The following is a 13103-nucleotide window of genomic DNA, read 5'->3' as shown; positions in this document are numbered from 1 at the left end:
GATAGTTAACTATCCTCTTTTTTGTATACATTTTATAGTATTCCTTCTGTTTTAAGTAAGTTCTCTAATTTTTGAACTTTTTCAGATAAAGTCATAAACTTTTCTTTTAATATGTAATTTTCATGGCTACCATCATTGATACAGTTTTCCATATCTTCTACAGCTTTTAATGCTTCATCAATATCTTTTTGTGCTAACTTTAAGTTTGATTCTTTCATTGGTGAGTCTCCCTTCACATAGGTAGTAAAAACTAAATAGTACTATATTTATGGTAACACTAATAAATACGTGTTGCAAGGCATATATTGTAAAGTAAAAAAATAGTGGGGAGAGATTATATGATTAATTACATATGGTTTATAATGGTGTTTTTAGGACTAGTAGTTGGTATTTTTACTGGAAATGGAGAGGCGATTTCTCAATCCATACTTACATCTATTGATTCAACTGTTACTTTTATAATTAGTCTTGTTGGACTTATGTGCTTTTGGTGTGGAGTGATGAAGGTAGCTGAAAAAAGCGGATTTACAGAAAAATTAGCAAAATTAATGAAACCGATATTAAAACTAATCTTTAAGGAAGCTGCTAAAGATGAAAAGGCATTAGGATCGATTGTTATGAATATTACAGCTAATATGATGGGACTTGGAAATGCTGCAACTCCTTTTGGAATTAAGGCAATGGAGGAAATGGATAGATTAAATAATGAAAAAGGTAGAGCATCAAATGATATGGCATTATTTTTAGTTTTAAATGCGGCATGTATACAGTTAGTTCCTTCAACGGTTATATCAATAAGAGCAGCAGCAGGATCTACAAATCCAGGAATTATAATTCTTCCTGCTATAATTTCAACTGGTGTAGCGGCAATAGTAGGAGTAATATGTTGTAAAATACTTCAAAGATATTTTTAGGAGGAAAGGAAATGTTTGCATATTTGACCAAAAGTATTATTCCTATAATTGTTTTAATTATTATTACTTATGGAATGATAAAAGGTAGAAAAGTATATGATTGGTTTATAGAAGGAGCAAAAGATGGATTAAAAGTATGTGTTAATATTTTTCCGTATCTTTTAGCTATGATTATAGCTGTGCATATTTTTAGAGAGGCTAAGCTTTTAGATATGTTAAACAATGCAATTTCACCTATTTGTAAATTGATAGACCTACCTAAAGAAGTTGTTCCTTTAGTTTTAATAAAACCACTTTCTGGTAGTGGAGCTATGGGGATATTTACAGATATATTAAAAAATTATGGGCCAGATACAGCAATAGGATTAATTTCATCTGTAATAATGGGAACAACGGAAACAATATTTTATACTGTAACAGTATACTTTGGTGCAGTTAAAATTAAAAAAACGAGGCATACAGTATGGGCAGCAGTAATGGCAGATATGACAGCAATAATTATGGCAATCCTAATGGTAAAAATAATGATACTTTAAAGTTAAACGAAAAAGTGATGATGTGACATTCCCAAAATTGATATGATTTCACTAAGAATTAAATTCTAAGGTTTATCATATGTATTCTTTTCAGTTATATCATTACTTTTTTAATTAACTTTTTAACTATTATAGAATAAAATATGTAAGCTAATATTTTGTTCTATAAAATCTAATCAAGATTTTATGGTACAGTAAAATTATAATAATTTCTCAAGGTAATATATAAAATTTTTTGACATCACGGTTATTCGTAATACAACTCTATTTACATTAAAAGAGTAATATGTAAATTTTTATTGGTAAGGTGTAAATTTTGGTTGTATAATATTACTAAAAGAATCGAATGGAGAATGATTATGGGGATGGAGAAGTTTTATATTGTAAATGAAAAATCATTACCAGAGATATTTAAAAAGGTAATAGAAGTGAAGGAAATTATTTCGCTTGGAAAATCTAAAGATGTTAGTGAGGCTATTAGGACTGTAGGGATAAGTAGAAGTACGTATTATAAATATAAAGATGATATTTTTCCAATGGCAGAAGAAATGAAGTCAAAAAAGGTAACATTAATAGTTTTGATGTCACATAAATCAGGAACCTTATCTAAAGTATTGGACTGTATAGCTTTCTATAAAGGTAATATACTAACAATAAATCAAGATATTCCAATAAACTTATGTGCAAATGTTACAGTAACTATTGATATTTCACATATGGAAAAAAGTATAAGCCAATTAGCAGCAAGATTAAATTCGTTACCAAATGTAAGAAGTGTAAAATTATTAGCAGCAGAATAAATTTTAAGAGGAGATAGGGCTATGGATAAAAATATGTATAAGATTAACAGAGAAAATGTATTAGAAAAAATAAAGGATAATTCAATAGTTGTTTTATTTGCAGGAAAGGCACCTAAAAAGACTGGAGATGAGAGCTATCCATTTACACCAAATAGAAATTTTTATTATTTAACAGGAATAAAAGAAGAAGAACATGTTTTAGTCATGTCGAAATTAAAAGGAGTTAAGAATTCATGTCTTTTTATTAAAGATATTGATGAAGAACTAGAAAAGTGGGTTGGTAAAAGTATACGTAAGGATGAGGCGATTTCACTTGCTGAAGTTGAGCAAGTATAGTCTAAAAGCCAATTCGAAAATGAAATACATAGGCTTTTAACAATGAAGGAAGAGATAAATTTATATTTAGATTTAGATAGACTTAGTGCAAATAGTGACGATACAATATCTCATAAATACGCACAAAAAGTAGTAAGTAAATATCCTCAGGTAAGAGTTAATAATATTTATAGCATTATTGGTGAATGTAGATTAGTTAAATCAGAAAAAGAAGTTGAAAATATAAAAAAAGCTATTGAAATAACTAAAAGTGGTATTGAATTATTAATGAAAGAGGCTAAAGCAGGAATAAAGGAATATGAGTTAGAAGCATATTTTGATTTTAATTGCAAAACTAAAGGGGTAAATGATTTAGCATTTACAACTATTGCGGCAGCTGGAAAAAATGCAACAATACTTCATTATGTAGATAATAATACTGAACTTAAGAATGATGATTTAATTCTTTTCGATTTAGGTGCACAATATAATTGCTATAATGCAGATATTTCGAGAACATTCCCGGTTAATGGTAAGTTTACAGAAAGACAAAAGGAAGTTTATAATGAAGTTTTAAGAGTAAATGAAGAAATTATTAGCTTAATAAAGCCAGGTGTTAAATACAAAGAAATTAATGATAAAGCAACAGAACTAATAGCTGAAGAATGTATTAAGTTAGGACTTATTGAAGATAAAAAGGATGTAAGAAAATATTATTATCATAGTATAGGTCATAGTCTTGGAATGGATACTCACGATATTGAAACACCTCATAGAAATATAACTTTTGTTCCAGGAGTAGTGTTTACTGTAGAGCCAGGAATTTATATAGAAGAAGAGTGTATTGGAATTAGAATTGAGGATGATATATTAGTTACAGAGGATGGTAATATAAACTTATCTAAGGATATAATAAAATCTGTTGAAGACATTGAAAAGTTTATGAATAAAGAATTTTAAGAATAAAAAAGAAAAAAAGTTATAAAATGGTATTGAAAAACAATAGAATAAACTGTATAATTTAATCAATAAGTAACAAAAGTGAATAAATTAGGGTAGAGGCGCGATTAATTAATAGTATTATTGATGAGGAAAGCACTATGATTCAATATGAAAGGAATTATCGCCGAAGCGTACAACCGATGCTTTAAGGTTGTATAGCTGGGAGTGCATAAAATATATGTACTACTGTCACAAAATATTTTGTGGTGAGCTATCATTTGAGACTTGTATTTTTATACTTTTTTAGTGTATATCAAGACCTTGAGTGTTAACTCAAGGTCTTTTTTATTGGGTTAGTTTGGGGTACCCTTGTTATTCGCTTTTAAATAGAAATAAGGGGGAATAAAAATGAAAAAAAGAAGTTACAGAGTATTACTACTTACCATGCTAGTGTTTGTTTTATCAACTACACTTGCATTTGCAGCTGAAATAGATTCAGCTACGGTGAACTCAGAAAAGTTTGGATTATTAACATTAATACCACCAATAGTTGCAATAGTATTGGCATTTATAACGAAAAACGTTGTAGTTTCGTTGTTTATAGGTATCTTATCAGGAGGATTTTTATTAAATTTAACAGGATTTAATGTCTTTAGTGCATTGATACAATCATTTTTAGATTTTATAGATAGGGCATTAAACTCTTTGGCTGATCCTTGGAATGCAGGTATTATACTTCAAGTTTTAGTAATTGGTGGTGTTATAAATCTTGTTGCTAAGATGGGAGGAGCAAAAGCTATAGCAGAAGCTTTAGCTAAAAGAGCTAAAACAGCAAAAGGTACTCAATTAATTACTTGGCTTATGGGAATATGTGTATTCTTTGATGATTATGCAAATGCGTTAATTGTTGGACCAATAATGAGACCAGTTGCAGATAAAATGAAAATTTCTAGAGAAAGATTAGCATTTATTATAGATGCTACAGCAGCTCCAATTGCAGGGCTTGCAATAATTTCTACTTGGATAGGGTTAGAAGTTGGTTTAATTAATGATGCTTTCACAGGAATTGGTGTACAAGCAGATGCTTTTGGAGTATTTCTTCAAACAATTCCATATAGATTTTATAACATATTAATATTAGCATTTATAGTTATAACAGCAGTTTTATTAAAAGAATTTGGACCAATGAGAAAAGCCGAGATGGCAGCTAGAAATGGACAAAAAATTGGAGCTGAAGTTGCAGTAGATAATCTTCAAGGAGAAGATGAAATGCAACCTAAAGAAGGGGTGCAATTAAGCATATGGAATGCAATAATTCCAATAGGAGTTCTAATAGTAGCGGCAATCGCAGCATTTTACTATAGTGGATATACAGCAATAATGGGTGGAGAAGATGTTGAACTTATTAATTTAATGACTAATTCACCAGCATCCTTTGAAGCTATAAAGCAGGCATTTAGCGCATCAGATGCATCAGTGGCATTATTCCAATCAGCATTACTTGCCAGTATAGTTGCTATAATAATGGCAGTTTGTAAAAAGATATTTACAATTGGTGAGGCTATTGAAGTTTGGGTTGATGGTATGAAGGGATTATTAATTACAGGAGTAATTCTTATATTAGCTTGGTCATTAAGTTCAGTTATAAAAGAATTAGGTACAGCTAAATACTTAGTAACTTTATTATCAGGATCAATTCCATATTTTTTACTACCAAGTTTAATATTTATATTAGGTGCAGTAATATCATTTGCAACAGGAACTGCATATGGAACAATGGGGATTTTAATGCCACTTGCAGTGCCATTAGCATATTCAATAAATCCAGAAATGTCATTTGTAATTGTTAGTACAAGTGCGGTATTAACTGGAGCAATATTTGGAGATCACTGCTCGCCAATATCAGATACAACAATACTTTCATCAATGGGTGCAGGATGCAACCATATTGAGCATGTTAAAACTCAAATTTGGTATTCTTTATTTGTAGCAGTAATTACAATATTATTTGGATATATTCCAGCTGGATTTGGATTACCAATATATATAGTATTACCAGTAGCAATATTAGCAGTTTTTGTAGGGGTGCAAATATTCGGTAAAAAGGTTGAGGAAGCTACGCCTGTAGAAGATAATGTACTTAATGTAAATTAAAATTAAGTATTCGTTAAAAGGTTGAATAACGCTGAAGCAATAAGAAAAATAAATAAAAAGGGCTATAAAAAAAGGTTGTGCAAAAGCACAACCTTTTTCAGTTAGAAATACTAATTAGTTTTTTATTAATTACTAATTATTTATGTGGTGGGGGTGTTATAAGTTTATTTACTAATATTGAAATGACTATTCCAAATAAAGTTTCTATAATTCTATTTGTAGCATAAAATAAAGGATCACTATAAGCATGAGCTGTAGTTACTCCTAAAAATGCTATACAAGTAATATTTATTGCACCAGGTCTTTTGAAAATATTACATAAATAAATCATAAGTATTACACCTAATGCAATGATAATGTAAATTATTGGTTTTGCTATTAATTCATTAGAAATATGACCTTCTAATGATCTAAATATAAATAGAAAAATTAAACCGAATGCAGCACCTAAAATTGTTCCAGCTCCACGATTTATTCCCATATGAATAGAATTATAAACTGTATCTTGTAAACAAATTACAGCAGTCATACATGAAAAAAACGGTTCTTCTGGTAAAAGCAATAAACATAAAAATACTGCTATTCCTGATTTTATAGTTCTAAGTCCTATTTTGGGAAGTTTAAAAGAATTCACGATATCACTCCTATTCTTTACGTATTATAACAAAATTCGATACAAATTTTAACTATAAAGCGAAATAATAATATTAATAAAGTATTTGACAGTTTTTACATTTTAGAATATTATAAAATTGATAAATACATAGAAGAGAAGAGTAGTTTAGGAATATAACTAAAAGAGAGCTAGGTATGGTGAAAACTAGCGTTATGGAACTTTACGAAGATGGTCTTGGAGTTGATTATCTGAGCTTTAAAAGTTAGGATAATACGGGAGCAACCGTTATATTGCAGGGTGATGATAGTCACCTACAGAGATATTTATTGTGAAATAAATATAAAAATAGAGTGGTAACGCGTATATAACGCCTCTATATGGGTATAAAAGCCTATATAGAGGCTTTTTTCAGTTAAGAGTTAAAGTTTTTGAGTTAGTATTTAAGTTTCAACTCAAAATCATTAATTCTTAGTGGTTAATTGTTAACTAAAAAAGAGGAGGAAGAAAAATGACAAAAAAACCATATTATATAACTACACCAATTTATTATCCATCTACTAAATTACACATTGGTAATACTTATACAACAGTAGCTGCTGATGCTTTAGCTAGATTTAAGAGATTAAATGGATATGATGTAATGTTTTTAACAGGAACAGATGAACATGGGCAAAAGATTCAAAGAATAGCTGAAGAAAAAGGAATAACGCCAAAAGAGCATGTTGATGAAATAGTTGCTGGAATAAAAGATTTATGGAGCATGATGGATATAAGCTATGATAAGTTTATAAGAACTACTGATGATTATCATAAAAAGACTGTTCAAAAAATATTTAAGCAATTATACGATCAAGGAGATATATATAAATCTTCATATGAAGGATTATACTGTACTCCATGTGAATCTTTCTGGACTGAAACTCAATTAGTAAATGGAAATTGCCCAGATTGTGGTAGACCAGTTGAAAAATCAAAGGAAGAAGCATACTTCTTCAGAATGAGTAAATATGCTGATAGATTAATGAAATATATTGATGAACATCCAGAATTCATTCAACCAGAATCAAGAAAGAATGAAATGGTTAATAACTTCTTAAAACCAGGATTACAAGATTTATGTGTATCAAGAACAAGTTTTAACTGGGGAGTTCCTGTAACATTTGATGAAGGACATGTAGTTTATGTTTGGATAGATGCATTATCAAACTATATATCTGCTTTAGGATATGGTAGTGATAATGATGAATTATACAAAAAATATTGGCCTGCAGATGTTCACTTAATAGGTAAAGATATTTTAAGATTCCATACTATTTATTGGCCAATTATGCTAATGGCTTTAGGAGAAGAATTACCAAAGCAAGTATTTGGTCATGGATGGTTACTTGTTGATGGCGGAAAGATGTCTAAATCAAAAGGAAATGTTGTTGATCCAGTAGTTTTAGTTGATAAATTTGGTGTTGACGCAGTTAGATATTATTTATTAAGAGAAATTCCATTTGGAGCAGATGGATTATTCAATAATGAAATATTTATAAAGAAAATTAATTCAGATCTTTGTAATGACCTTGGTAACTTATTATCAAGAACAGTTGCAATGATAGAAAAATATTTTGATGGTATAATCCCAGCACCAACAGCTAAAGAAGATATAGATAATGAATTAATATCTTTAGCATTAGAAACTCCAGTTAAGGTAACTAAGGCAATAGATAATTTAAGAATTCCAGAAGCATTAGAAGATATATTTGCACTTATAGGAAGAGCTAATAAGTATATAGATGAAACAACTCCGTGGATATTAGCTAAGGATGAAGAAAAGAAAGAGAGACTAGGTACAGTTTTATATAACTTAGCTGAAAGCTTAAGATTTGCATCTGTATTATTATCAGCATTCTTACCAAGCACAAGTGAAAAGATTAATGCTCAATTAAATATAACGGTAAACACTTGGGATTCATTATCTGGATTTGATGGAACAACTCCAGGAACAGCAGTTAAGAAAGGTGAAGCTTTATTCCCAAGAATAGATGTAGCTAAGACTTTAGAAGAGTTAGAAGCTATGAGATTAGCTCAATTAGAAGCTAATAAACCAAAAGAAGAATATAAAATGCAACCAATTAAAGAAGAGATAACTATTGAAGATTTTGAAAAAATAGATTTAAGAGTAGTTAAAGTATTAGAGTGTGAACCAATTAAAAAAGCTAAGAAATTATTAAAGTTAAAAGTTGATTTAAATGGAGAAGAAAGACAGGTTATATCAGGAATAGCAATGCACTATAAACCAGAAGAATTAGTTGGTAAGTATGTTGTTTTAGTTGCTAACTTAAAGCCTGTTACATTAAGAGGAGAATTATCACAAGGAATGATAATAGCAGCTGCTACTGATGATGATAGCACTTTAAATTTAGTTAATCCAGGTGAATTACCAACAGGAAGCATAGTAAGATAAGTAAAGCCAAAATATTAATTTGTTTAGCTAAACTTATACCTAGGAATGTAAACAAGTAGGTGTTTACTTAAAAAGATATAAGAGTTAAAAGTGAAGAGTTAAGAGTTAGGGATAAAACTCCTTGTGGGAGTTCTAAAAATTTAATTTTAGAGAGTAAGCGTAAGTTGACTTTCTTCCTAAACTCTTAACTCTTAGTTATTAACTCTTAAGTAGTAGAAGGGGGTTATTTAAAATGAATGTTATTATAGGAAATGCATGGCCATATGCTAATGGACCATTACATTTAGGAAGAATTGCTGTTTTATTACCAGGGGATATTATAGCAAGATATCATAGAATGATGGGGGATGATGTAGTTTTTCTTTCTGGAACTGACTGTCATGGTACGCCAGTTACTATGAAAGCAAAGGAAGAGGGAATTACACCAGCAGAAGTAGTTGAAAAATATCATGAGGAATTTAAAAAATGTTTTGATTCTTTAGAGTTTTCTTTTGATATTTTTGCAAAAACTCAGTCAGAATTTCATCATAAGAAAGTAAAAGAATTTATATTAGACCTATATAATAAAGGGTATATATATGAAAAAAATGTAGAGCAAACTTTTTGTAATGAGTGTAATGAATATTTATCTGATCGATATATTGTTGGAAAGTGTCCGAAGTGTCAAGAAGAAGCAACTGGTGATGGATGTGAGAATTGCCATGAAGAATTTGAAGTTAATGAACTAATAGATATTAAATGTAAAAATTGCGGCTCAATACCTGTTTTTAAAGAAACTAAACATTTATTTTTTACATTATCTAAATTTGAAAATGATGTTAAAAGAATTTTTATAAGAGAACAAGGATGGAGAGAGAATGCTCAAAAAATCCTTAAAAGATATTTAGATGAAGGTCTGAGAGATAGAGCTGTAACTAGGGATTTCAATTGGGGAGTAGATGTTCCTTTAGATGGATATGAAGATAAAAAGATATTTGTGTGGATTGAAGCTGTTATGGGATATCTTACAGCTAGTATGAAGTGTTTAGAGGAAAGAGGAGAGGACTATAGGGAATATTGGCAAGGAGAGGATTCAAGGATTTATTTTATTCATGGAAAAGATAATATACCATTCCATACAGTAATATTCCCTGCAATTTTAGCTGGGCTTGGAATAAAAAATCCTAACTTAAGAATAATATCAAGTGAGCATTTAAAATTAGAAGGTAAACCATTTTCATCAGTAAAGAATTGGGCTTTATGGGCAGAATATATTTGTAAGAATTACAATGTAGATAGCTTTAGATATTATTTATCATTAAATTCGCCAGAGGATAAAGATACTGATTTTACTTGGAGAGATTATATTAACGTTCATAATAATGATTTAGCTGGGGAATTTTCTTCTTTTGTGAATAAGGTTATAGTATTTGCAAGAAAGAATTATGCTAATAGAATACCTAATGGAAAAATGGATGATAAATTTAAAAATGAAATTTTAAATTTATATTTTGATTTAGGAGATAATATAGAAGAAGGGCGTTTTAAAGATAGTTTAAGTGCTATTATGGATTTATGCAAAAAAGGAAATAAATATTTTGATAATAATAAAGTGTGGGATTTACTAAGCAAAGATCCAAGTAAATGTAAAGATGTAATATATAATTGTATACAAATAATAATTAATTTGGCAAATTTATTATATCCATTTATGCCTAATAGCTGTGAAAAAATAAAAATATCTTTAGGATTAGAAAAAGGAATTTGGAGTTTTACTGAGAAAAAAGAAGGATTAGTAAAAGAATGCCCTCTATTATTTGAAAAGATCGATAAGAAAAAAGTAAATGATGAAGTTGAAAGACTAAAACAAAAGAAAATATAAGCGTTTTTAAACAAAAAAAACCTAGAGTTATTTCATTTGGGGGACGAATAACTCTAGGACCAGTTTTAAAAGGAAACTCCTTCTCTTCACGTAGAATGGGTATATTCAACATATTAAATCAGAGATTTAGAGTTTCAATTAAAAGATGGTTTTAGGGGTAAATAATAATGCTTTAACTACTTTACAAATATTATATTATAACTTTTTTGTGTCATTTAGGTGTCAAAAATCTGAAGAAAGTATGAATCATTATTAAATGTTTAAAAAATCAATAATAAGTATAAAAAACTCAGTATTGACTGAGTTTTTTTAGTTTAATTTGGTATAATAAACAATAAGATTAATTTATAGAAATGGAGAAATAAATATGGAATTTAAATATGAAATCTTTGATACACATGCACATTATGATGATGAAGCCTTTAGTGAAGATAGAGAAGAAGTATTAGCTCAAATAAGAGAAGAAGGGGTAGTAGGTATTTTAAACTGTGCTTGTTCAAAAGCAAGCTTAGAAACTACAAATAAGTTAACTATAGATTATGACTTTATTTATGGAGCCCTTGGAATTCATCCAAGTGATGCTAATGATTATGATGAAAGTGTAAAAAATAGAATAAGTGAATTAGTTAAAGAAAATAAAAAGATTTTAGCTATAGGAGAAATAGGGTTAGATTATTATTGGGATGAAAACCCAGAAAGAGAAATTCAAAAACATGTTTTTAGAGAACAAATGAAGCTAGCAGAAGAATTAAGTCTTCCTGTAGTTATTCATGATAGGGATGCTCATGCAGATACACTAGAAATTATGAAAGAATTTCCGAATGTAAAAGGTATAGTACATTGTTTTTCAGGGAGTCTGGAATTTGCAAGAGAATGTGTTAAATTAGGTTATTATATAGGAATTACAGGTGTTGTTACGTTCAAAAATGCAAGAAAAATATGTGAAGTAATTGAAGGAATTCCTTTAGAAAAACTTTTAGTTGAAACTGACTGTCCATATATGGCTCCTTCACCAAATAGAGGAAAAAGGAATAAATCAGACTATATTAGATGTATAATAGCAAAAATAGCTGAAATAAAGAAAATTAGTTCAAAAGAAGTAAATATAGCCGTAAATGAGAATTTCTTTAGGTTGATACATAAAGAAAAATAAAGTAAAATAATTAGTATAAATTGTAAATATTTTCTAACAATTTCTAAAAATTTTAGTTACCATCATCTACTAGGTCTAAAACTGTAAAAACCGCTATTATTCATTTTTATTTATTATTTTTTATTATGCATTTGATGCATTTAACTTAGCAGTTTTATTATTGCAAGAGTGGGTAATTTGACAAAAATAAGAATTATTTATATAATTCAATGGTTGCTCTTGCCAGAGGAGGTTAAAGGTAGATGGTAGAAAAATGGAAAAAATATTTACTGAACAATTTTTCTAATAGTCCTAAGGCAAAAATGATGGTAGGCGTAGTTACTATGTTAACGGTAGTAGTAATAATTGCACTTACATGCGGAAGAAAAAACATAATTATAAGTATAGACGGAAATGAAGAAACACATAAAACATATAAAGGGACTGTTAAAGAAGTACTTCTAGATAAGGATATAGAGTTATCCCTTAAAGATAAAGTACAACCAGCCTTAGATAATAAGATATCATCAAATGATACTATTACAATTAAAAGAGCTGTAGAAGTTGAACTAGTAGTTGCTGATGAAGTAATAATCATAGAAACTGCTGAAGATACCATTAAGGATATGATTAGTGCAGAGAAAGAAGAACTTAAAGAAAAGGGAATTGAATTTGTAGAAGGAGTAGATGAAATAACTCCATCTTTAGACACAAAAATTGAGGAAGGTCTTCAAATTCAATTTGTTGATGTTGAAATTTTAAATGAAGTTGCTATTGAAGCAATTGATTTTGAAACTATAACACAAGAAGATAATAATTTAGATATTAATACCGAAGAAGTGAGACAAGCTGGAGTAGCTGGTGAAAAAGAAATTACCTATAAGATTATTAAAAAAGATGGCAAAGAAGTAGCGAGAAATATAATCAAATCAAAGGTCGTAAAAGAACCTGTTAATGAGATTATAGCAGAAGGGACAAGAAGAGTTTTTGCAAGTAGAGATGGAAATATTGAATATAAGCATTTAATATATTGTGAATCTACTGCATATATTGGAGGAGGTCTTACCGCTACAGGAACTGTTCCTGTATATAATCCGGAAGGAATAAGCACTATTGCTGTTGACCCAAGAGTTATACCGTTAGGGTCGTTAGTATACGTAGAGAATTATGGTAAAGCAGTAGCAGCTGATACTGGTGGGGCTATAGTAGGTAATATCATTGATGTATATTTGAATTCTCATGAAGAGGCATCTACATGGGGAAGAAAGTATGACGTTGGAGTTTATATTCTAGCATATCCAGGAGAATGGTAAATTACTAAAAGAGGTTGGCAATTATGCCAACCTCTTTTACTTAACCTATAAGTATTAATGTTAAAAAA

General features: G+C 29.3%; 10 protein-coding genes, 1 pseudogene, 1 riboswitch and 1 other annotated feature. Of the genes and pseudogenes, 9 read left to right on the top strand and 2 right to left on the bottom strand.

What is annotated here, in order from left to right:
- Positions 1-32: 32 nt before the first annotated feature.
- Entirely contained in the window at positions 33-218 is a 186-nt protein-coding gene (locus HMPREF0216_RS05035) for a hypothetical protein (protein ID WP_040418938.1), read from the bottom strand.
- Between the two features lie 120 nt (positions 219-338).
- Between HMPREF0216_RS05035 and HMPREF0216_RS05030 the strand changes: the two genes are divergently transcribed.
- The 5 genes and pseudogenes from HMPREF0216_RS05030 to HMPREF0216_RS05010 all read left to right on the top strand — a co-directional run bounded on the left by HMPREF0216_RS05030 (position 339) and on the right by HMPREF0216_RS05010 (position 5661).
- Positions 339-914 carry a nucleoside recognition domain-containing protein gene (locus HMPREF0216_RS05030; RefSeq protein ID WP_040418935.1) on the top strand — a complete coding sequence of 192 codons (576 nt, stop codon included), beginning with the start codon at positions 339-341 and terminating at the stop codon, positions 912-914.
- Positions 915-925: 11 nt separating this feature from the next.
- A complete protein-coding gene (locus HMPREF0216_RS05025; RefSeq protein ID WP_005211948.1) occupies positions 926-1450 on the top strand; it encodes a spore maturation protein in 525 nt (174 codons plus the stop codon).
- 365 nt (positions 1451-1815) lie between these two features.
- Positions 1816-2250 (top strand): ACT domain-containing protein, encoded by a 435-nt coding sequence (locus HMPREF0216_RS05020; RefSeq protein ID WP_040418940.1) that lies wholly within the window; start codon positions 1816-1818, stop codon positions 2248-2250.
- Positions 2251-2271: 21 nt separating this feature from the next.
- A pseudogene (locus tag HMPREF0216_RS05015) lies at positions 2272-3525 on the top strand (aminopeptidase P family protein).
- Between the two features lie 88 nt (positions 3526-3613).
- A riboswitch (Lysine riboswitch) is annotated at positions 3614-3789 on the top strand.
- Positions 3790-3915: 126 nt separating this feature from the next.
- Positions 3916-5661 (top strand): Na+/H+ antiporter NhaC family protein, encoded by a 1746-nt coding sequence (locus tag HMPREF0216_RS05010; protein WP_005211943.1) that lies wholly within the window; start codon positions 3916-3918, stop codon positions 5659-5661.
- Positions 5662-5797: 136 nt separating this feature from the next.
- Here the strand turns inward: HMPREF0216_RS05010 and HMPREF0216_RS05005 are convergent, their stop codons facing one another.
- The gene (locus tag HMPREF0216_RS05005; protein WP_005211942.1) at positions 5798-6295 is read right to left on the bottom strand and encodes an FUSC family protein; all 498 of its coding nucleotides are present in this window, start codon (positions 6293-6295) and stop codon (positions 5798-5800) included.
- A gap of 121 nt (positions 6296-6416) precedes the next feature.
- Positions 6417-6655: a binding site (T-box leader), on the top strand.
- Positions 6656-6785: 130 nt separating this feature from the next.
- Here HMPREF0216_RS05005 and metG (HMPREF0216_RS05000) point away from each other — a divergent pair.
- From metG (HMPREF0216_RS05000) to HMPREF0216_RS04985, 4 genes are all read left to right on the top strand, one after another.
- On the top strand, positions 6786-8729 hold the full coding sequence (gene metG, locus HMPREF0216_RS05000; RefSeq protein ID WP_005211941.1) for a methionine--tRNA ligase: 1944 nt from the start codon (positions 6786-6788) through the stop codon (positions 8727-8729).
- Between the two features lie 232 nt (positions 8730-8961).
- Positions 8962-10590, top strand: coding sequence for a methionine--tRNA ligase (metG, locus tag HMPREF0216_RS04995; protein WP_005211940.1), 1629 nt, complete (start codon positions 8962-8964; stop codon positions 10588-10590).
- 367 nt (positions 10591-10957) lie between these two features.
- Positions 10958-11743 (top strand): TatD family hydrolase, encoded by a 786-nt coding sequence (locus HMPREF0216_RS04990; RefSeq protein ID WP_005211939.1) that lies wholly within the window; start codon positions 10958-10960, stop codon positions 11741-11743.
- A 242-nt stretch (positions 11744-11985) separates the two neighbouring features.
- A complete protein-coding gene (locus HMPREF0216_RS04985) occupies positions 11986-13035 on the top strand; it encodes a G5 domain-containing protein (protein ID WP_005211938.1) in 1050 nt (349 codons plus the stop codon).
- Positions 13036-13103: the final 68 nt, after the last annotated feature.

It is taken from the genome of Clostridium celatum DSM 1785, assembly GCF_000320405.1.
Taxonomy (GTDB): domain Bacteria; phylum Bacillota; class Clostridia; order Clostridiales; family Clostridiaceae; genus Clostridium; species Clostridium celatum.
Note: the sequence above shows the minus strand (reverse complement) of the source record. Positions and strands in the feature narration are given on the sequence as shown.